The sequence below is a fragment of the Flavobacterium oncorhynchi genome (assembly GCF_002217355.1).
In the GTDB taxonomy this organism is placed as follows: domain Bacteria; phylum Bacteroidota; class Bacteroidia; order Flavobacteriales; family Flavobacteriaceae; genus Flavobacterium; species Flavobacterium oncorhynchi.
This window is the reverse complement of the sequence record NZ_MUHA01000010.1, coordinates 198532-219420: the sequence shown is the minus strand read 5'-3', so window position 1 is coordinate 219420 and position 20889 is coordinate 198532. Positions and strand designations below refer to the sequence as shown.

Sequence of the window (20889 nt, the reverse complement as noted above, 5' to 3'; positions counted from 1 at the left end):
AACTATAAATCAAATTGTTTAATTTTTCGGTATAAAGTTCTTTCAGAAATACCTAATTCATCAGCAGCAGCTTTACGTTTTCCTTTGTTTTTTTCTAATGATTTTTTGATCATTTCGATTTCTTTTTGTTCTAAACGTAAAATCTCTTCTTCTTCAATAGTTTCGGCAAACAAATAATTATCCTCGGGCATTTGATAATTTTCTTCGCGGCCTGCAGGAGTCATAACAGCAGTTCTTGGTTCTTCTTCAAAATCAATCTCGCTTTCATTTTCCTGTGAACCGTATATTTTCTGAATTAAATTCGGATTAATATCCTGAACTTTAGAAGTGCCGTTCTTCATTAACTCTAAAGTCAATTTTTTAAGATCATTCAGATCACTTTTCATATCAAAAAGGACTTTGTACAAAATATCTCTTTCTGTGCTAAAATCACTTTCTTTTTTACTGTCGCTTATTACAGATGGCAGATTGCTTCCTTCGGCAGGAAGATACGATTGTAAAGTGGCTGCCGAAATATCGCGATTGGTTTCTAAAACCGAAATTTGTTCAGCTACATTTCGAAGCTGACGGATATTTCCGTTCCATCTAAATTTTTGCAATACATTTACAGCATCGTCATCTAATTTTAAAGGAGGCATTTTGTATTTATGAGCAAAATCTGCCACAAATTTTCTAAACAATAAATGAATATCGTCATTTCGTTCACGCAATGGAGGTAATGTAATTTCGACTGTACTTAAACGATAGTACAAGTCTTCACGAAATTTTCCTTTTTCGATGGCATTAAACAAGTTCACATTTGTAGCAGCAACAATACGAACGTTGGTTTTTTGAACCTGAGACGAACCTACTTTTATAAATTCTCCATTTTCCAAAACACGAAGTAAACGCACTTGTGTTGTCAGTGGTAATTCTCCAACTTCATCCAAGAAGATTGTTCCGCCGTCGGCAACTTCAAAATAACCTTCACGTGTGCTTGTGGCTCCTGTAAAAGCTCCTTTTTCGTGTCCAAAAAGTTCACTGTCAATTGTTCCTTCCGGAATCGCTCCACAGTTTACCGCAATATATTTTCCGTGCTTTCTGTGCGAAAGCGAGTGTATAATTCTAGGAATGTTTTCTTTACCAACACCACTTTCTCCAGTCACCATTACCGAAATATCAGTAGGAGCAACCTGAATGGCTTTTTCGATAGCACGATTTAATTTTGGGTCATTACCAATAATCTCAAATCGTTGTTTTATTGCTTGAACTGTTTCCATGTATTTATTTTTTTGCCACAGATTAAACTGATTAACACAGATTTTTATACTTAAATGACATATCTCTTGTATTGAAGTGATTTGGTTTGAAAATTAACCAAAAGACCTACTTCTGAATTTGATAATTTTATGTAATTCAAAATCTGAGCAATATGTTCAGTTGAAAATTCTTTAATCGCTTTTACTTCTAAAATTATATTTTCATTAATAACAAAATCAGCATAAAATTTATGAGGCAGAATTTTACCTTTATATTCAATTGAATATTCCTTTTCTCTTTCAAAAGGAATGTTGTTTTCTTTAAATTCAACTTCCAGAGCATCTTTGTAGATTACTTCTAGTAAGCCTGGTCCAAGATTGCGATGTACTTCCATACAGATGCCAATAATCTTGTAAGTTTCATTTTCTCTATAATGCATAAATATTTTAATCGCTAAATTAAAAGTAAGAAAAATAATAAAAAAATCATTCTAATCCTTTTAATCTGTGGCAAAAAAAAATTAATTCATGCTGCTTAATCCTACAGCTTCACCTTTTAAGGTTCCTGAAGTACAGCTTGTGATTTTTACGTTTACGAAATCTCCAATTTTGTAACTTTCTTTCGGGAAAACTACTGTTATACTTTGAGAATTTCTTCCAGAGAATTCTTCTTTTGATTTTTTAGAAACTTTTTCTACTAGAACTTCAACAACTTGTCCAACAAATTCTTCACTTCTAAACCAAGCGTGTTTTTGCTGTAAATCGACGATTTCCTGTAATCTTCTAGCTTTAGTTTCTTCTTCAACATCATCTTCCATTTTTCTTCCAGCTAAAGTTCCTGGGCGTTCAGAATACGAATACATATAACCGAAATTATATTTTACATATTCCATTAAACTCATAGTATCTTGGTGATCTTGCTCTGTTTCTGTTGGGAAACCAGCGATCATATCTTGTGAAATCGAAGCATTTGGAATAATCGCTCTAATTTTGTCAATCAAAGTCATGTATTCTTCACGAGTATGCAGACGATTCATTTCTTTTAAAATTCGGTTACTTCCAGATTGAACTGGTAAGTGAATGTGTTTACAGATATTTGGATACTTCGCAATAACATGCAAGATACTCTCATGCATATCCTGCGGATTCGAGGTTGAAAAACGGATACGCATTTTAGGAAAACCAACCGCAACCATTTCAAGTAATTGATCAAAATCGACAGCAGTTGCTTTTTGCATTTCAGAAGCATTTACAAAATCTTTCTTCAAACCGCCGCCGTACCAAAGGTAACTATCAACGTTTTGTCCTAAAAGCGTAATTTCTTTAAAACCTTTATTCCATAAATCCTGAATTTCAGCCATGATACTTTGCGGTTCACGACTGCGTTCACGTCCGCGTGTAAAAGGCACAACGCAGAATGTACACATGTTATCGCATCCACGAGTGATCGAAACCAAAGCGGTGATTCCGTTGCTCATTAAACGAACCGGCGAAATATCCCCGTAAGTTTCTTCTTTTGATAAAATTACATTGATAGCGTCACGACCTTCTTCAACTTCCGCTAATAAATTCGGAAGATCTTTGTAAGCGTCAGGGCCGACAACAAGATCGACTATTTTTTCTTCTTCTAAAAATTGACTTTTTAAACGCTCAGCCATACAGCCTAAAACTCCCACTTTCATTTTAGGATTAGTACGTTTTACTGCATTGTATTTTTCTAGACGTTTACGAATCGTCTGTTCGGCTTTGTCACGAATAGAACAAGTGTTTACCAAAACCAAATCAGCCTCTTCAAGAACTGAAGTAGTGTTGTATCCGCCATCAGACAAAATGGAAGCTACAACCTCACTGTCTGAAAAATTCATCGCACAGCCGTAACTTTCTATAAAAAGTTTTTTAGTATTCTCAGGTTTATTTTCTAAGACAAGACTTTCGCCTTGTTTGCTTTCTTCAATAATCTTTTCCATTGTAAAAATTCAAAGTGCAAAGATAGCGTAAATACAGTCAATATGACAAGATGGCAGGGAAAGAATTAACAAATTTAATTTTCAAAGATTATAGTACTATTTCTAGATTAGAAAAGCAATATAGATGGTTGTCTAAACTCATAAATAAAAAGCATATTTCTCGGTTATCGAATAGTAAAATTTACACCTATATATATAATAAAGAATAGTTCAGATAAATCTTCAATTTTAAGAAACATAATACTAAAATAACTCAAAAATGAATTGACGAGGTTAATATTTAAAAAAAATAAATACTTTTGTTGCAGAAAAATAGAGCAATGGCAAAGAATTTAGTAATAGTGGAGTCACCTGCAAAGGCGAAAACAATCGAGAAATTTCTAGGGAACGATTTTCAGGTGGAGTCAAGTTATGGTCACATAGCCGACTTACCATCAAAGGAAATAGGAGTAGATGTAGAGAATGGTTTTAAGCCAAAATATGAAGTTTCTTCGGATAAAAAAGCTTTGGTAAGTAAACTTAAAACACTATCTAAGAATGCCGAAACGGTTTGGTTAGCAAGCGATGAGGACCGCGAGGGGGAGGCTATTTCTTGGCACCTGGCGGAAGAATTGAAACTTGATAAAAAGAAGACGAAACGTATTGTTTTTCATGAGATTACAAAATCGGCGATTCTTAAAGCAATCGATAATCCAAGAGAAATTGATTATAATTTAGTAAACGCACAACAAGCACGTCGTGTTCTGGATCGTTTAGTAGGTTACGAATTATCTCCGGTTTTATGGAGAAAAATTAAAGGCGGACTTTCAGCAGGTCGTGTACAATCAGTTTCTGTACGTTTGATTGTGGAGAGAGAGCGCGAAATTCAAAACTTTAATGCAGTTGCAACGTATTCAATTGTTGCCGAGTTTGTAAACGAAGCTGGAAAAGCTTTTAAAGCAAAACTGCCAAAAAACTTCAATACTAAAAAAGAAGCCGAAGATTTCTTAAATCAAAATATCGGTTCTAAATATAAGGTTGCTGATTTAGAAACTAAACCTACCAAAAAATCTCCAACAGCACCTTTTACAACTTCAACGCTGCAACAAGAAGCAGCAAGAAAATTGTATTTACCTGTTGGAATTACAATGCAATTAGCACAACGTTTGTACGAAGCCGGACTTATTACTTATATGAGAACGGACTCGGTAAATCTTTCAAAAGAAGCAATGGATGCCGCTGAAGCTGAAATTATAAAATCGTACGGAAAAGAATTTTCGAAACCGAGAGTTTTTGCAAACAAGAATAAAGGGGCACAAGAAGCTCACGAGGCAATTCGTCCGACTGATATGTCTCGTCACACGGTAAACATTGATCGTGATCAGGCTCGTTTGTACGATTTGATCTGGAAAAGAACTTTGGCTTCACAAATGAGTGATGCGCAGTTGGAAAGAACAAACGTAAAAATCGAAGCAGATAATCACAGTGAAATTTTTACAGCTTCTGGAGAAGTTTTGCTTTTTGAAGGTTTCTTAAAAGTGTACTTAGAAGGTCACGATGATGATGAAGAGGAGCAAGAAGGAATGCTTCCTGCATTAAAAGTAAACGAAAAACTAGCGAATAATTATATTACAGCTACAGAACGATATTCAAGACCGCCGGCACGTTATACTGAGGCATCTTTGGTGAAGAAACTAGAGGAACTTGGAATTGGACGTCCGTCTACTTATGCGCCAACTATTTCAACTATTATCAATAGAAATTATGTTGAAAAAGGAACTCTTGAAGGTCAGGAACGTAATTATACACAGCTTACTTTGCAAAACAGTAAAGTAGGAGAGAAGCTTTTAAAAGAAAATACAGGTTCTGATAAAGGAAAATTGGTTCCAACGGATATCGGAACTATCGTAACAGATTTCTTGGTTAAAAACTTCGGAAATATTTTAGATTATAACTTTACTGCAAAAGTTGAGCAGGATTTTGATGAAATTGCCGAGGGAAATATTGACTGGGCAAAAATGATGCAGGATTTCTACAATAAATTTCACCCAAATGTAAAAGAAGTTGAGGCAAATGCTGAACGTGAAAGCGGTGAAAGAATCCTAGGAAAAGATGCTGACGGAAGACAAGTTTCTGTTCGTTTAGGAAAATTTGGACCAATGGCTCAAATTGGAGAAGCAGACGACGAAGATAAAAAGTTTGCCAGCTTAATGGCAGATCAAAACATTGGAAATATCACGCTTGAAGAAGCTCTGAATTTGTTTTTGCTTCCTAAAAATTTAGGAGAATATAAAGGAGAGGAAGTAGAAGTCAGTAACGGTCGATATGGTCCGTATGTTCGTCACGGAAGTGTATTTATTTCATTACCTCGCGGTGAAGATCCTTTAGGGGTTTCAAAAGAAAGAGCACAGGAGTTAATTGACGAAAAAGCACTTGCTGATGCGCCAATTGCAATGTACAAAGGAGAACCTGTTCAGAAAGGTGTGGGGCGTTTTGGTCCATTCATCAAATGGAATGGTCTTTTTGTAAATGTGAGCAAAAAATACAATTTTGATAATCTATCTCAGGCTGATGTTGAAGAACTGATTGAAGATAAATTGCAAAAAAATATAGATAAAGTACTTCACAATTGGGAAGACGAAGGGATTTTGGTAGAGAAAGCGCGTTGGGGGCGTTCAGTGATTACAAAAGGTAAAATCAAAATTGAATTGAGTAAAGATGTTGATGCGACAAAATTAACATTGGCAGAAGTTCAAGAAATGATTGCTAAGAAAACTCCAGCAAAAAAAGCGCCAGCGAAAAAAGCGGCAACAACTAAAAAAACTCCAGCTAAAAAACCAGCTGCTAAAAAGAAATAATAAATGGAATTTGATTTTCTACAACCGCTAAATGAAGGTATGGTAAACTTCATTAGTTCATTGTCTTCGCAAGAACTCGGCAGTAAAATTGTGTTGCATACACAAGATCAATTTCCTGATATTGATAAAATTAATATTGCTATTGTCGGCGTTCTTGAAGATCGCCGAAATATCAATATGATAAATGAAGTAAACCTTACAGCGGTTCGTAAAAAACTGTATGGAATGTTTCCTGGTAATTGGGATGCGTCTATAGCTGACCTTGGGGATATTCTTGCAGGTGATTCAGTAGAGGATACTTATTTTGCAGTAAAAAAAGTTACTTCGACTTTAATTAAGAATAAAGTGATTCCTATAGTCCTTGGAGGTTCACAAGATTTGACCTATGCTTTGTATCGTGCTTACGATGATTTAGAGCAAATGGTGAATTTGGTTTCTGTAGATAATAGGTTTGATTTTGGTAAAGAAAACGAACTGGTTTCGGCTAATTCTTATCTGACTAAAATCATTATTGATGCGCCAAATAATCTTTTTAACTACTGTAATATTGGTTATCAGACCTATTATAATTCACAAGAAGAAATTGATTTAATCGAGAAGTTGTTTTTTGATGCTTACCGTTTAGGTGAAATTTCAAATAAAATTACGCTGGCTGAACCAGTATTCAGAGATGCTGATTTAGTGAGTATTGATTTGAATTCTGTTAAGTCTTCGGCTTCAGGTAATGTTGTTACTTTTGAGCCAAACGGTTTTAACGGAAAAGAAATTTGCGCTTTGGCGAGATATGCTGGAATTAGTGATAAAGTTTCTTCATTTGGAATTTTTAATCACAACAGTACTGCGCAGGAATCACCTATTATTGCTCAAATTGTGTGGTATTTTATTGAAGGGTATCATTATCGTTCAAAAGAGTATCCTTTTGGAAGCAGAACGAATTATTTAAAGTATATTGTTCCTTTGGAAGAAGAGGAGTTGGTGTTTTATAAAAGTGATAAAACAGACCGATGGTGGATAGAAATTCCATTTGAAACAAATGGCAGCAATAAACTAAAAAGAAATACGTTATTACCATGTTCATATGAAGAATATTTGAGTGCTTGCAACCAAGAATTGCCAGAAAGATGGTGGAAAGCACAGCGAAAAAATGCTTTATAGGGCAAAAATTCAATAGAATTCTTAATTTTTTTGAATTACAAAATATTACAAAATATTTTTTAGTAAGATAAGGTTTATATATGATAAAAAAACGTGTTTTACGTCGATTTTTTCGGTTAGTTTGTCGATGAAATATTTTTTTTTTATTTTATTTAACATTATTTTTGAACGGTAAAATAAATTTCGCGAGTAGTATTGTTTTTTAGATAAATAATAAATACGTTTACGAACTATAATAATGAATAGATAATCCCAAATTTATATGAAGAAGTTTATTGCATTTACAGCAATGTTAACACTAGTAATTGGCTGTGGTAAGTCAGGTGACAAAGGTGAGTTAGTCGGTGTTACAGGAGGGAAATGGCATCCTGAAAAGCCTTATGGAATGACATTGGTTCCGGGTGGATCTTTTATTATGGGTAAATCAGATGCTGATTTAGCTAATGTGGAAGATGCTCCAACTAAATCAGTAACGGTTCGTTCATTTTATATGGATGAAACTGAGATTACTAACAGTGAGTATCGTCAATTTGTAGAATGGGTAAAAGATTCTACAATGAGAGTTCGTCTGGCTATTTTAGCTGATGAAACTGGTCAAAAAAGTACTGGTGGTAAAGGCAGTAAAGGTGGTAGTATCGCTGATTATGCATTTAATGATTCTGAGCCGGATAAAATGACAGCTTATGATAAATATATGTATGATAATTATTATAGTGTAGGAACAAAAGATGATCCGTATGCTGGGAGAAAATTAAACAAAAAAATTAAGTTAATAAAAGATACAAAAGCTTATCCAGATGAGTACTATGCTGAGGTAATGGATTCGATGTATTTGCCAATTGAAGAATCATATAATGGTTTAAGAACAATTGATGTAAATAAATTGAAATTCCGTTATTCTTGGATGGATATTCAAGCTGCAGCAAAAGCTAAAGTTGGAAAAAGAAAAGACTTTGTTAAAACAGAGCAAGTAAGTGTTTATCCAGATACAACAGTTTGGATTAAAGATTTCGCTTATTCGTACAATGAGCCAATGCATAATGATTATTTCTGGCATAAAGCTTACGGAGATTATCCAGTAGTTGGTGTAACTTGGAAACAAGCTAAAGCATTTTGTGCTTGGAGAACATTAAACAAAAACGGTTATATCAAATCAAAGAAAAAAGGACGTGATTTAGTTAATGCATTCAGATTGCCAACAGAGGCAGAATGGGAATATGCTGCTAGAGGAGGTCTTGAGTCTGCAACTTACCCTTGGGGAGGTCCTTATACTAAAAGTGATAGAGGTTGTTTCCTAGCAAACTTTAAGCCTAACAGAGGAGATTATGCAGCTGACGAAGCTTTGTATACAGTTGAGGCAAAATCATACGATCCTAATGGTTACGGATTATACAATATGGCAGGAAACGTTTCAGAGTGGACAGATTCAGCTTACAATCCAAACGCATATGAATATGTTTCTACAATGAACCCTAACGTAATTGACGGAAACAATCAAAGAAAAGTTGTTCGTGGTGGTTCATGGAAAGACGTTGCTTATTTCCTACAGGTAAGTACACGTGATCACGAATACGCTGATTCAGCAAGAAGTTATATTGGTTTCAGAACTGTACAAGATTACATGGGAACTCAAGTAACTGGAAACGGAACCGGTAAAAAGAAATAGTATATTACAATTAAAATCAATACAAATCCAAATCGAATCTATTTAAATTAAAACCTAAAAAAAAGAATTATGGCATTATTAAGTAAAAAAGCAATGAATTTCGCTTATGGTATGGGAGCGGCAGTAGTAATTATTGGAGCTTTATTCAAAATTACTCACTTTGAATTGGGACCATTAACAGGAACTGTTATGCTTTCAATCGGATTGGTTACTGAAGCAATAATTTTTGCATTATCTGCTTTTGAACCAGTTGAAGATGAACTAGACTGGACTCTTGTTTATCCTGAATTAGCGAATGGTCAAGCGAGAAAAAAAGCTGAGAAAGTAGAAACTCCAACTGATGCCCAAGGATTATTATCTCAAAAATTAGATGCTATGTTGAAAGAAGCTAAAATTGACGGTGAGTTGATGTCAAGCTTAGGAAACAGCATCAAAAACTTTGAAGGAGCTGCAAAAGCAATTTCACCAACAGTTGATTCTATTGCAGGACAAAAGAAATATGCAGAAGAAATGTCTATGGCTGCTGCTCAAATGGAATCATTAAACAGTTTATATAAAGTACAATTAGAAAGTGCTTCAAGAAATGCACAAGCAAACAGCGAAATCGCTGAAAATGCTTCTAAATTAAAAGAACAAATGCAATCTATGACTGCAAACATTGCTTCATTAAACAGTGTTTATGGTGGTATGCTTTCTGCAATGAGTAACAAAGGATAATTAGTTTTTGACTATTATATTAAATTTATTAATAAGAACTAATTAGAAAAAATGGCAGGAGGAAAATTAACCCCTAGACAGAAGATGATTAACCTGATGTATCTGGTTTTCATCGCAATGTTAGCAATGAACGTATCAAAAGAAGTTATATCTGCTTTTGGTCTAATGAACGAAAAATTTGAAGGTTCAAATAAGAGTTCAATTGAAACAAATGCAAGTTTATTAACAGCTTTAGATCAAAAAGCTGCAGAAGCAAAAGGTGAATTCGCCGTTGCTGCAGAAACAGCTCACAAGGTAGAAGTAATTTCAAAAGATTTTTATGGTTATATAGCTACTCTAAAAACTCAGGCAGTTAAAGGTTTCGAAGTTGATAAAGCAACTGGAAAAATGCCTTATGAGTCTATGGATAGAGGTGATAATATCGACGACTGGTTTACAGGAGACGGGTACACTAAAAAAGGTACTGAAATTATCGCTAAAATCGAAAAGTACAAATCAGATATCAAAGCGGCTTTAGGAACAGATAAAAAATATGCTGCAATTATTTCAGAAGTTGAAAAAAAGTTCGACGTTTCTGATGTAAAAAATAAAGACGGAATTAAAGAAAAATATTTAGCTTATCACTTCAAAGGATTTCCTGCAATTGCATCTGCAGCAAAACTTTCAGCTTGGCAAAATGATGTTCAAAAAGTTGAAGCAGATGTTTATAACAGTGCTTTAGGAAAAGCGGCAGTTGCTGCGGCATCTTACAGCAATTACAAAGCAATTGTTGTTTTGAATAAAGGAGCTTATTTTCAAGGAGAAAAGGTTGTTGGTAAAGTTGTTTTAGGTCGTTATGATGATAACACAAAACCTACTTCTTTTACTCTTAATGGAAGACCTGGTAATATTGTTAATGGTCAGGCTGTTGTGGAAATGACTGCTGGAAGTGTTGGAGAACAAAACATTACTGGTCAGTTTACATTTATAGAGGATGGGAAAACTATTCCTCTTAAATTTGAGCAGCCATACGTTGTAGTGCCACGTCCAAACTCTGCTACAATTTCTGCTGATAAAATGAACGTTGTTTATAGAGGAGTTGTTAACCCAATCTCTGTATCATTCGCAGGTGTTGATGCTAATAAAATTGTTGCAAGTGCTCCTGGTTTAGCTTCAGCTGGAAAACCTGGAAAATATAATATGAGCCCTGGTCAAGGTACAGAAGCTACTATTTCTGTAACTGGAACATTGCCAAATGGAGATAAAGTAACAGATAAGAAAACGTTCAGAATTAAAGGTATTCCTGGTCCAACAGGAACAATTAGAGGTGAGATGGGTGTTGTAAAAGGACCTAAATCTAACTTAGAAATTGCTACTATTGGAGCTAAATTACTTGATTTTGATTTTGAAGTTGGTTTAGATGTTGTTGGATTTAATATGAAAATTGCTGGACAGCCTACGGTTGTTGTAAGCGGAAACAGATTAAATGCTCAATGTAAACAAGTTCTTTCTAGAGCTGGTAAAGGAGACCAAGTTACTATTTCTGAAATTAAAACTAAACTTGTTGGAGCTGGTAGTTATTTATTGCCAAGAACTGCTCCGGTAATTTACGAAATACAATAATATAAGTAGTGAAAACTACATTCAATATCTTATAATGATACCACGATGAAAGTAAGAAATTTTTTAATAGCTATTGTTTCTATCGCTGGAGGTTTAACTTCTAATGCGCAATCTAATTTGCTTAACGCGAAAACACCAGCCCAAATTGGACTTAAAACTCCTGCTCAGCTTATCTCTGATAACGATAAGCCCTTAGCTTATGGTTATGTGGATGATAGAGATGTTTTGATGGGAAAAACTACTTGGGAAATTATTGATTTAAATGAAAAAATCAATTTTCCATTGTACTTTCCTATAGATACAGCTAATATTGGTTCAGATAGACGTTCGCTTTACGACGTTTTGACGAAAGCTATCAAAAAAGGGAAAATAACTGAAGTGTACAGTGACAGTTATTTCAATACTAAAAAGTCTATGAAAGACATCGAAGGTGCATTGTCTCGTATTGATACTACAGATGCTGGTAGAGAATTAATCAACCAATACCCGGATGATTATAAAACACGTGTCGTTAAGAAAAAAGTTGTTACTGGTACTGGTAAGAAAAAAGTTGTTTCTTACGTAGACGAAACAGTTGGTCCAACAAGATCTGTACCTGCAGAATATATTTTGAAACAAGACTTGACTGCTGCTGATGTTACACAGTACAAGATTAAAGGATACTGGTATTTTGACAAACGTCAAAGTGAATTGAAGTATCGTTTACTTGGAATCTGTCCTGTAACGCCAGACGTTTATACGATGAACAGTGACGAAAAGGATTATATCGAATTATTCTGGGTTTTCTTCCCGAATGCACGTGAAGCACTGCATGAAGCAAAAGCTTTCAATGATAACAATTCGGCATTGCCAATTTCATTTGATCAAATATTAAATTCTCGTCGTTTTAACGCAGTTGTTTACAAAGAAGAGAACTTATATGGAGACAGAGCAATCAGTGACTATATGAAGGATAATGCTCAAAATCAATTGTTAGAATCTGAAAGAGTAAAAGAGAAGATTCGTAACTTCGAGCAAGATATGTGGAACTATTAAGTATCTATATTAAATTTTAAGAAAAACTCTTACTACCTTTGTAGTAAGAGTTTTTTTATTTTGTCTGCATTTTAAGGAGCTTCAGATTTAGTTGTTTCTTAAGGTTGAATTTATTTTTTTTAACTTGTTGTAGGAAAAATAACAACAAACTTCGTATTTTTGCGTTATAACGTCTTATAATTAAATTATGATGAAAGTAACAAGATTTTTAATGGTGTTTGTTTTGGTTGTGGGAAGTTTTGCTTCAAATGCACAATCAAATTTGCTTAATGCTAAGACAGTTGCTCAAATTGGGCAAAAATCTCCTGGAAGATTGATTTCTGATAATGACAAACCATTATCTTACGGTTATGTAGACGATCGTGATGTACTAATGGGTAAGACAACATGGGAGATCATTGATCTGAATGAAAAGATTAATTTCCCGCTGTATTTCCCTGTAGATACTGCAAACATTGGTCCGGATAGGCGTTCACTTTATGATGTTTTGACAAGAGCGATCAGGGAGGGTAAAATAACCGAAGTATATTCGGATAGTTATTTTAATACCAAAAAAACAATGAAGGATATTGCAGGATCCCTTACGCGTATTGATACTACAGATGCAGGCAGGGAACTTATTAATCAATATCCAGATGATTATAAATCTCGAGTTGTAAAGAAAAAGGTAGTTACCGGAACTGGTAAAAAGAAAGTTGTTTCGTATGTCGATCAAACAGTTGGTCCAACAAGAACAGTTCCTGCAGAATATATTTTGAAGCAGGATCTTACTGCTGCTGATGTTACACAATATAAAATTAAAGGATATTGGTATTTTGATAAACGCCAGAGTGAATTAAAGTATCGTTTGCTGGGGATTTGTCCAGTTACGCCCGACGTTTATACTATGAATAGTGACGAAAAGGATTATATCGAATTGTTTTGGGTGTTCTTTCCAAATGCTCGTGATGTTTTGAATCAGGCAAAAGCTTTTAACGACAAGAATTCTGCAGCGCCAATTTCATTTGATCAAGTTTTAAATTCTAGACGATTTAATGCTATAATTTACAAGGAAGAAAATATGTATGGTGACCGTGAAATTAAAGATTATATGAAAGATAATGCACAGCAGCAATTGTTGGAATCTGAACGAGTAAAAGAGAAAATTCGTAATTTCGAAGAAGATATGTGGAACTACTAATGCTCTAATATTAAATTATAAGCAAAACTCTTATTACCTTTGTAGTAAGAGTTTTTTTTATTTTATCTATTCACAATAACATGTTTGATTATATTATCGTTGGATCTGGTTTAGCTGGAATTTCATTTGCAGAGATTGCACTTAGAAACAATAAATCTATTTTGGTAATTAGTGATAATTCTCAAAATTCATCCCGAGTTGCTGGAGGATTATATAATCCTGTTATTTTAAAGCGCTTCAGCGAGGTTTGGAAAGCAGAAGAGCAACTAGTATTAATGGAAGATTTTTATAATCATGTTGAGGCTAAATTAAAAACAAAGTTTAATTTTAAATTGCCAATTCTTAGAAAGTTTTTCTCTATAGAAGAGCAAAATAATTGGTTTGCAGCTTCAGATAAGCCTCTTTTGGCACCCTTTCTTTCAATCAATCTAGTTTTTAAAAAATATTTCGGGATAGATTCACCTTTTGATTATGGTGAAGTTTTGCATACAGGTTATGTTGATACCTCACTTTTGTTAGATAAATACAAAGAATATCTTTTAGAAAATAATTTGTTATTGCAAGAGTCGTTTGATCATTCAAAAGTAATAATTAACGATAATTCAATTCAATACAAAGACTATCAAACAAAAAATATAATTTTCGCTGAAGGTTTTGGACTTCATGCAAATCCTTTTTTTCAAGAATTACCGCTTGATGGTACAAAAGGAGAGCTTTTAATTATAAAAGCGCCAGAACTAGATCTAGATGTGATTGTAAACACCAGTGTCTTTATTCTGCCCTTAGGTGATCATTTGTACAAAGTTGGAGCAACCTATAATTGGAAAGACAAAACAGATCTGCCAACAGAAGAAGGCAAGACTGAATTAGTCGAACGAATTAAGGAAATTATCAATTGTGAGTTCGAAATTGTATCTCATTTTGGCGGTGTTCGCCCAACGGTTCGCGACAGGCGACCTATTATTGGAACACATGATAAACAGCAATCACTTCATTTGCTAAATGGTTTAGGCACAAGAGGGGTGATGTTGGGACCTGCAATGGCTAAAGATTTATTTGATTTTATCGAAAATAAAAAGCCATTAGATCCAACAATTGATATTCAGCGATTCTATAAAAAGAGAAAATAAGTTATTTTCGATTTGTTTCTGGATCATAAGAAACAAACATATTGATATATAAATTTCTAGAAAGTCGTAAAACAAATGGAAACAATAGAATTAGTGTAATAACTATGGCAATAAAAGACTGTTCAATATTGGCTCCAAAAAACACAAAAGAAACAATAAATGCTGCAATTCCTACGGCAACATTTAAACCATAACTAACATACATTGCGCCATAAAAAAACGAAGGTTCTATTTGATATTTGAAACCGCAATGGCTGCAATTCTCGTTCATTTTTAGAACATTAGTCAAATGAAGCGGATTTTTGTCTGAATACATGCTCTCATTTTGACATTTTGGACAACTTCCTGTTAAAATACTATTTAGTTTGGATCCTTTTTTTAACATTTGCAAAAAATTTAAAACAAAGGTACATTTTTGTACGAATACTGCTTGCAACAATAGTCATAAATTATGCTTAATATACACAATCTTTCGGTTTCTTTTGGAGGAACATATTTATTTGAAGAAGTTACTTTTCGTTTAGGTGCCGGCGACCGCGTAGGTCTTGTTGGTAAAAACGGAGCTGGTAAATCGACAATGCTAAAAATGTTAGCAAGAGATTTTGCTCCAGATTCAGGAGTTATCTCTCAAGAGAAAGATATCAGAATGGGATTTCTGCGTCAGGATATTGATTTTGAACAAGGAAGAACCGTGCTTGAAGAAGCTTATGAAGCTTTTACCGAAATTAAGGTTGTAGAAAAAAAACTGGAAGAAATCAATCATCAATTAGTTACCAGAACTGATTATGAAAGTGAAGAATACAGTCAGATCATCGAGGATTTATCTGATTATACACATCGTTTTGATCTTTTAGGAGGTTATAATTATGTTGGAGATACAGAGAAAATTCTTTTAGGACTTGGTTTTAAAAGAGAAGTTTTTAATAATCAAACCGAAACGTTCTCTGGCGGCTGGAGAATGCGTATCGAATTAGCAAAATTACTTTTGCAGGCAAACGATGTATTGCTTCTGGATGAGCCAACAAATCACTTAGATATTGAAAGTATCATTTGGTTAGAGAACTTTCTTCGTAATTATCCTGGAGTTGTCGTAATTGTATCGCACGATAAAATGTTCCTTGATAATGTTACAAACCGTACAATCGAAATCTCTTTAGGAAAAGCATACGATTTTAATAAACCATATTCTCAATATTTAGAATTACGTCATGAAATTCGCGAAAAGCAACTAGCAACGCAAAAAAATCAGGCAAAGAAAATTGAAGAAACAGAAAAATTAATCGAGAAATTCCGTGCAAAAGCCTCAAAAGCTTCAATGGCGCAATCGTTGATTAAAAAGTTAGATAAAGTTGAAAGAATCGAAGTTGACGAAGATGACAATTCAGTAATGAATATCTCATTTCCAGTTTCAAAAGAACCTGGAAAAGTAGTTATTGAAGCAGAAGATGTTACAAAAGCTTACGGCGATAAAACGATTTTAAAAGATATTAGTTTATTGGTTGAACGAGGCAGTAAAATTGCCTTTGTTGGTCAAAACGGACAAGGAAAATCGACTTTTATTAAAGCATTGGTTAATGAGTTTGAGTACCAAGGAAATATCAAACTAGGACATAATGTGCAATTGGGTTATTTCGCACAGAATCAAGCGGAATACTTAGATGGCGAAATTACTTTGCTTCAAACCATGGAAGATGCGGCGACAGATACAAATCGCTCTAAAGTTCGTGATATGTTAGGTTCGTTTTTGTTCCGTGGCGACGATGTAGAGAAAAAAGTAAAAGTACTTTCTGGAGGAGAACGTAACCGTTTAGCACTTTGTAAACTATTATTACAGCCAATCAATGTGTTGTTAATGGATGAGCCTACGAATCACTTAGATATTAAATCTAAGAACGTTTTAAAGGCTGCTCTTCAAAAATTTGGTGGAACTTTATTGTTGGTTTCTCACGACAGGGATTTCTTGCAAGGAATGTCGAATATTGTTTATGAATTCAAGGATCAAAAAATCAGAGAATATTTAGGAGATATTAATTTTTTCTTAGAACAGCGTAATTTAGAAAATATGCGTGAAGTTGAGAAAAAAGATGTTGTAAAAACAGCCGCTCCTAAAGAAAATAATAAAACTTCTTACGAAGATCAGAAAAAAGGAAAAGCACTTCAAAACCGTTTGAGTAAAGTCGAAAGTCAAATCAAACAATTAGAAAAAGATATTCAGCATGATGATAAAATGCTGGCTTCTAATTATGACAAACATATCGAAGATGCTTCATTTTTTACTGCTTATAATAAAAAGAAACAAGATCTTGATCAATTGCTTTTAGATTGGGAGATCGTTCAGGAAGAGATTGACAATTTTAATGCTTAATATAAAATTGTTTCAAGTTTAGAGTTGAATATTTTACGTAGAGTTTAACCGCAAAGCACACAAAGGATTACGCAAAGTTCGCAAAGTTTTTTTGACAAAGCTTTGCGAACTTTGTGTTTTATAAAATCTCGCAAATCAAAAAACTTTGCGTGCTTTGCGGTTAGATTTACTAGTCTAGATGGCAATTTGAAACCTGAATCAAATTAAATAATCCCAATAGATTTAGAATGAGCAATTGCTTCGCTGCTTTCCTTAAAATAGCAAATGGCAACATTGAGAGATTCTAAATTTTGCATCACTTTTTTTACTTCACTCTTCTGAGATTTACCAGTTTGTCTTATGTAAACAGCAACTACAGTAACGGGGAAAATTTTACAAATTCGTTCATATAAAACAGGATCCTGCTGCGAATCGTCGCCCAATAATACATATTTAAGATTGGGATAGAATTCTAAAACGTGTTTTATTTTATCAAATTTATGATCATGATTACCGCGTCCGCTCATAAAAAAGTCAGTAAGACTTCGTTTAATATCTTTTAATAGAATTACGGCTCTCGGTAAATGGTGTATTTTGGCAAATTTTACAATAAATCGGTACAAATTCCATTCACTGCTTGAGATAAAGAAAAAAGCATTTTCGCCTTCAGTATTATGACGTCCGGCAGAACTTAATGCTTGATAATGCGATACAACATCCTTGAATACTCGGCGGTCGTTTACATTTTTAAAGAGTAAAATATATATTTTCCTAAAGATATTCTGAGTATGCGAAATCAAAAAAGTATCATCAATATCAGAAATGATTCCTAGATTTCCTTTATGCGGTCTAATGAAATTTGCTTTTGAAACAATAATTTCCGTATCGTATTTTATGCTTACTTCATATTCGATCCATCCAAAATGTGTTTCTTTTTCAAGCGGAATGCAAAATTTAAAATAGCCATCATCCAGTGTTTTGGTATGAATCTCTTGGTTACCGTATTTTAAATAAACATCAAAATTTTCAAGTGTTTTTATCCTAAACTGATTGATAATTGAGCTGGCATTTTTGAAGTTTTTTTTCTGAAAATCGTAGTCGTAAGTTCTTTTAAAGACATGCCCCATTACAATTAATTCTTCTTCATTGGCATAACCTCGATATAATTGTAAAATTGGTTTCATTAATTCCGTACTTTTATAGAGTACTGTAAATTAATTATTTTAATTGGTTTTAAAAATAAAATTTTGAAAAAGAATATACTATTTGTTGTAAATCCTATTTCTGGAGATCTTGATAAAACAGATTTAATCGATGCTGTTAGAGAATTTGCAGCAGTAAATCATTTTGATTTGAAGGTTTATGAAACCACAGGAAAAAATGATTTAAAAGAAATACAAACACTATACAATCAATATAATCCAGAACGAATTATTATAGCTGGAGGTGACGGAACCATTAAAATGGTAGCCGAAGCAATGGAGCAATATGATATAATTCTTGGCATTTTACCCGCAGGTTCTGCGAATGGTCTTTCAGTCGATTTAAACTTACCATCAAGTATCGAAGAGAATCTCAGAATTGCGTTTTTGCACCATTATATCGAGATGGATATGATTTGTATAAACGGTAAAAAAAGTATTCATTTAAGCGATCTTGGTTTAAATGCTAATTTGGTCAAAAACTATGAACAAAGTGATTTGAGAGGTTTTTGGGGATATGCCTTGCAGGCGTTTTCGGCTCTAAAAGAATCAGAAGAACCTTTTATTGCAACTATTTTGGCGAATAATGAAGAAGTTGAACATACAGCAAGAATGCTTGTAATTGCCAATTCACAAAAGTATGGAACAGGAGTAGTCATTAATCCGAATGGTGCAATGAATGACGGGAAATTTGAATTAGTAATTTTAAAAAGTCTCGATTTATTGTTGATCGGAAAAATTATTACAGGTAATATGCCAATTGATTCTGATGATATTGTTATTATTTCAACAGATAAAGCAACGATAAAAACAGACTATCCAGTCAATTTTCAGATTGATGGTGAATATTGTGGAGCACAGACTAATCTAGAAGTTCATATTTTGCATAAGCAGATGAAAATAGCAATTCCATAAGTGAAAATTGAGCTTTGCCAAAGTTTTTATGACTATTTAAAAGGATTTCGTTCCTGCCATTCCGTCTTAGGTTCCAGGTAATTAAAGAATCTGCCAATATTGTGATTGATTAATGTATTGCTGTGCGTAATTAAACCATACATTTTTACTGGTTTTGCACCAACAGAACTTTTAATTTCAAGAGCAGTTCTAGCAAATACAATTGACTCAAAGCCTTGATTAATGGAATAGGCAATCATGTCGTAAAGCATATTTAAATAAAGCATTTTTTCGCGTTGAATACTTTCATCATATCCTAAAAAATAAGTATCCATTACAGTTCCATTCTTTATCAAAGTATTAAAACCAATTAGTTTTTCATCTAGAAAATAACCGTAAAGCAAAAAATCATCTTTCATGATTTCTTTAAAAAAGCTAAAATGATTACGAGCTAAGAAAAAAGTATTAAAAGGCGCATTTCTTGCCACATGAAAATACAACTCATAAATAACATCTTCATATTTTCGAATATCTGAAAGTGACATTTTTTTCTTTTCAATTCCTTCAGATTTTTTTCGAGCCCGCTTATACTGATCTCGATATTTTTTTGACAAAGCGTCGATATAATCTTGTTCAGTTTTCCAATTTTTATTGATTTCAAAAACCATATTGGGCTGAGTCGAAAAAGTATAATTGTTTTTAAATTCAGCTTGCAAAGGCTCAATTTCTTTTGCTGTAAAATCCTTTATACTTGTAATATGTACTTTTTTACCTTGTGATTTTAAATCTTTTTTGAGCTGTGTAATTGCTTTATGAAGTGTTTTAATGGCTTTTGCCTCTTTTATATTTGCACTAAAAGCAAAGGCATTTTGTCCTGTCAGCATATTGTTACCAACAAATAAAACATGTGATGCAAAGTTTTTGAAAGCAAAATTACGCACAGAAGTTTTCAAGCATTGATCGCGTTCGCCAAAAGATTCTAGTTTTTCGGCAAATAAAAATTGAGTTAATGCAATTCCTAAAAGAGTTTCTTTATCAAAAATTCCAATAAAATGGCAAATCATATTTACAGGAGAAGAATTTTCGAGTATCTCGAGATATTCCCGTGTCAAAAAGATGTTATTATCAGCCAGCGAGTTCCATTCTAAAGGCAGTAATGATGTGCTGTTGTAAATTTGAAAAGAATAAGTTGTATTCAAAAGAGAGTGCTAATTTGTTCAAAATTAGATAATTTTTATAATAACTCAATTGCTTTAAGTTATTATTAAGAAAAACCCGTTTGAATTTACTTTTTCAAACGGGTTAGTTATTTGTTATTTATGCAAATCCGCAGATAATACCGCCCATTAAAGCAAGTGTGACCATCCAATAACCTGCATGAATGAAAATATATTTCCAAGACTTTCTTTCAAATAAACCATTAATTCCAACAATTGGAAGCGCAAAGAATAAGCCTGACATAAACCCATGAAGTGCACCGTGTTTGAATGTACGATACGCAGTACCATAATCGGCCATAAAAGCTTTAAATGATGGTTTTGCAGCATCAATCAAAGGCGGACCGCCAACCATTCCTACGGCTCCAGATTGATGAATGGTTAATCCCATTAATATTACGGTAATCATTAAAGAGAAAATATAAGTAAACCCAAATATCTTGAGCATATTTCCAGTTTTAAGATCATCTTCGGTAAAATTATTTTCTTTCATCCAAATTGTACCAAATACTTTAGGATGGTACCAAATAAAACCAACTACCAATGTGACAATTGCGGCTAGTAAAAGCGCAGAGAAGTGAATTTCCATATTATGAGGTTTTTTATAATTAGTTGATTCAAAATTAGTTAAAAAATGATTACGTTGTTAAGAGTTAAATAAGTAGTAAAAGTAATACGTATTCTTTATTTATCAACACTTTATCG

At 33.5% G+C, this 20889-nt stretch carries 17 protein-coding genes; 10 read left to right on the top strand and 7 right to left on the bottom strand.

Features of this window, described 5'->3' with window-relative positions; genetic code table 11:
• Positions 1 to 2 precede the first annotated feature (2 nt).
• The 3 genes from B0A75_RS09215 to miaB all read right to left on the bottom strand — a co-directional run bounded on the left by B0A75_RS09215 (position 3) and on the right by miaB (position 3205).
• On the bottom strand, positions 3 to 1259 hold the full coding sequence (locus tag B0A75_RS09215; RefSeq protein WP_089053989.1) for a sigma-54 interaction domain-containing protein: 1257 nt from the start codon (positions 1257 to 1259) through the stop codon (positions 3 to 5).
• Between the two features lie 50 nt (positions 1260 to 1309).
• Positions 1310 to 1678: a GxxExxY protein gene (locus B0A75_RS09210; protein WP_089053988.1), complete on the bottom strand. Its 369-nt coding sequence runs from the start codon at positions 1676 to 1678 to the stop codon at positions 1310 to 1312.
• An 81-nt stretch (positions 1679 to 1759) separates the two neighbouring features.
• Entirely contained in the window at positions 1760 to 3205 is a 1446-nt protein-coding gene (gene miaB, locus B0A75_RS09205; protein ID WP_089053987.1) for a tRNA (N6-isopentenyl adenosine(37)-C2)-methylthiotransferase MiaB, read from the bottom strand.
• Between the two features lie 320 nt (positions 3206 to 3525).
• Between miaB and topA the strand changes: the two genes are divergently transcribed.
• The 8 genes from topA (at position 3526) to B0A75_RS09165 (ending at position 14527) form a co-directional block, all read left to right on the top strand.
• Positions 3526 to 6042: a type I DNA topoisomerase gene (gene topA, locus B0A75_RS09200; RefSeq protein ID WP_089053986.1), complete on the top strand. Its 2517-nt coding sequence runs from the start codon at positions 3526 to 3528 to the stop codon at positions 6040 to 6042.
• 3 nt (positions 6043 to 6045) lie between these two features.
• A complete protein-coding gene (locus B0A75_RS09195; RefSeq protein ID WP_089053985.1) occupies positions 6046 to 7197 on the top strand; it encodes a formimidoylglutamase in 1152 nt (383 codons plus the stop codon).
• Between the two features lie 262 nt (positions 7198 to 7459).
• The gene (gene porK / locus B0A75_RS09190; RefSeq protein WP_089053984.1) at positions 7460 to 8863 is read left to right on the top strand and encodes a T9SS ring complex lipoprotein PorK/GldK; all 1404 of its coding nucleotides are present in this window, start codon (positions 7460 to 7462) and stop codon (positions 8861 to 8863) included.
• A 69-nt stretch (positions 8864 to 8932) separates the two neighbouring features.
• On the top strand, positions 8933 to 9580 hold the full coding sequence (porL, locus tag B0A75_RS09185; protein WP_089053983.1) for a type IX secretion system motor protein PorL/GldL: 648 nt from the start codon (positions 8933 to 8935) through the stop codon (positions 9578 to 9580).
• A 51-nt stretch (positions 9581 to 9631) separates the two neighbouring features.
• Positions 9632 to 11182 (top strand): type IX secretion system motor protein PorM/GldM, encoded by a 1551-nt coding sequence (gene porM, locus B0A75_RS09180; protein WP_089053982.1) that lies wholly within the window; start codon positions 9632 to 9634, stop codon positions 11180 to 11182.
• A gap of 45 nt (positions 11183 to 11227) precedes the next feature.
• Positions 11228 to 12217 carry a type IX secretion system ring subunit PorN/GldN gene (gene porN / locus B0A75_RS09175; RefSeq protein ID WP_089053981.1) on the top strand — a complete coding sequence of 330 codons (990 nt, stop codon included), beginning with the start codon at positions 11228 to 11230 and terminating at the stop codon, positions 12215 to 12217.
• A gap of 190 nt (positions 12218 to 12407) precedes the next feature.
• The gene (gene porN, locus B0A75_RS09170; protein ID WP_089053980.1) at positions 12408 to 13397 is read left to right on the top strand and encodes a type IX secretion system ring subunit PorN/GldN; all 990 of its coding nucleotides are present in this window, start codon (positions 12408 to 12410) and stop codon (positions 13395 to 13397) included.
• 80 nt (positions 13398 to 13477) lie between these two features.
• Positions 13478 to 14527, top strand: a complete 1050-nt coding sequence (locus tag B0A75_RS09165) for an NAD(P)/FAD-dependent oxidoreductase (protein ID WP_089053979.1) — start codon at positions 13478 to 13480, stop codon at positions 14525 to 14527.
• Position 14528: 1 nt separating this feature from the next.
• Here B0A75_RS09165 and B0A75_RS09160 read toward each other — a convergent pair whose 3' ends face one another.
• Complete coding sequence (locus tag B0A75_RS09160) at positions 14529 to 14912, bottom strand: DUF983 domain-containing protein (RefSeq protein ID WP_089053978.1); 384 nt, start codon at positions 14910 to 14912, stop codon at positions 14529 to 14531.
• A 66-nt stretch (positions 14913 to 14978) separates the two neighbouring features.
• Here B0A75_RS09160 and abc-f point away from each other — a divergent pair, with 66 nt between their 5' ends.
• The gene (gene abc-f / locus B0A75_RS09155) at positions 14979 to 16892 is read left to right on the top strand and encodes a ribosomal protection-like ABC-F family protein (RefSeq protein ID WP_089053977.1); all 1914 of its coding nucleotides are present in this window, start codon (positions 14979 to 14981) and stop codon (positions 16890 to 16892) included.
• 203 nt (positions 16893 to 17095) lie between these two features.
• Here the strand turns inward: abc-f and B0A75_RS09150 are convergent, their stop codons facing one another.
• The gene (locus B0A75_RS09150) at positions 17096 to 18055 is read right to left on the bottom strand and encodes an App1 family protein (protein ID WP_089053976.1); all 960 of its coding nucleotides are present in this window, start codon (positions 18053 to 18055) and stop codon (positions 17096 to 17098) included.
• Between the two features lie 63 nt (positions 18056 to 18118).
• Here B0A75_RS09150 and B0A75_RS09145 point away from each other — a divergent pair, with 63 nt between their 5' ends.
• Complete coding sequence (locus tag B0A75_RS09145) at positions 18119 to 18988, top strand: diacylglycerol/lipid kinase family protein (protein ID WP_089053975.1); 870 nt, start codon at positions 18119 to 18121, stop codon at positions 18986 to 18988.
• Between the two features lie 32 nt (positions 18989 to 19020).
• Here the strand turns inward: B0A75_RS09145 and B0A75_RS09140 are convergent, their stop codons facing one another.
• Together B0A75_RS09140 and B0A75_RS09135 are read right to left on the bottom strand one after the other, a co-directional pair.
• Positions 19021 to 20166, bottom strand: coding sequence for a GNAT family N-acetyltransferase (locus tag B0A75_RS09140; RefSeq protein ID WP_089053974.1), 1146 nt, complete (start codon positions 20164 to 20166; stop codon positions 19021 to 19023).
• Between the two features lie 118 nt (positions 20167 to 20284).
• Positions 20285 to 20773 (bottom strand): DUF1761 domain-containing protein, encoded by a 489-nt coding sequence (locus tag B0A75_RS09135; RefSeq protein WP_089053973.1) that lies wholly within the window; start codon positions 20771 to 20773, stop codon positions 20285 to 20287.
• Between the last annotated feature and the right edge of the window lie 116 nt (positions 20774 to 20889).

Coding starts and splice junctions, on each gene's coding strand:
- B0A75_RS09215 (WP_089053989.1), bottom strand. CDS start 1,259: ATGGAAACAGTTCAAGCAATAAAACAACGATTTGAGATTATTGGTAAT.
- B0A75_RS09210 (WP_089053988.1), bottom strand. CDS start 1,678: ATGCATTATAGAGAAAATGAAACTTACAAGATTATTGGCATCTGTATG.
- miaB (WP_089053987.1), bottom strand. CDS start 3,205: ATGGAAAAGATTATTGAAGAAAGCAAACAAGGCGAAAGTCTTGTCTTA.
- topA (WP_089053986.1), top strand. CDS start 3,526: ATGGCAAAGAATTTAGTAATAGTGGAGTCACCTGCAAAGGCGAAAACA.
- B0A75_RS09195 (WP_089053985.1), top strand. CDS start 6,046: ATGGAATTTGATTTTCTACAACCGCTAAATGAAGGTATGGTAAACTTC.
- porK (WP_089053984.1), top strand. CDS start 7,460: ATGAAGAAGTTTATTGCATTTACAGCAATGTTAACACTAGTAATTGGC.
- porL (WP_089053983.1), top strand. CDS start 8,933: ATGGCATTATTAAGTAAAAAAGCAATGAATTTCGCTTATGGTATGGGA.
- porM (WP_089053982.1), top strand. CDS start 9,632: ATGGCAGGAGGAAAATTAACCCCTAGACAGAAGATGATTAACCTGATG.
- porN (WP_089053981.1), top strand. CDS start 11,228: ATGAAAGTAAGAAATTTTTTAATAGCTATTGTTTCTATCGCTGGAGGT.
- porN (WP_089053980.1), top strand. CDS start 12,408: ATGAAAGTAACAAGATTTTTAATGGTGTTTGTTTTGGTTGTGGGAAGT.
- B0A75_RS09165 (WP_089053979.1), top strand. CDS start 13,478: ATGTTTGATTATATTATCGTTGGATCTGGTTTAGCTGGAATTTCATTT.
- B0A75_RS09160 (WP_089053978.1), bottom strand. CDS start 14,912: ATGTTAAAAAAAGGATCCAAACTAAATAGTATTTTAACAGGAAGTTGT.
- abc-f (WP_089053977.1), top strand. CDS start 14,979: ATGCTTAATATACACAATCTTTCGGTTTCTTTTGGAGGAACATATTTA.
- B0A75_RS09150 (WP_089053976.1), bottom strand. CDS start 18,055: ATGAAACCAATTTTACAATTATATCGAGGTTATGCCAATGAAGAAGAA.
- B0A75_RS09135 (WP_089053973.1), bottom strand. CDS start 20,773: ATGGAAATTCACTTCTCTGCGCTTTTACTAGCCGCAATTGTCACATTG.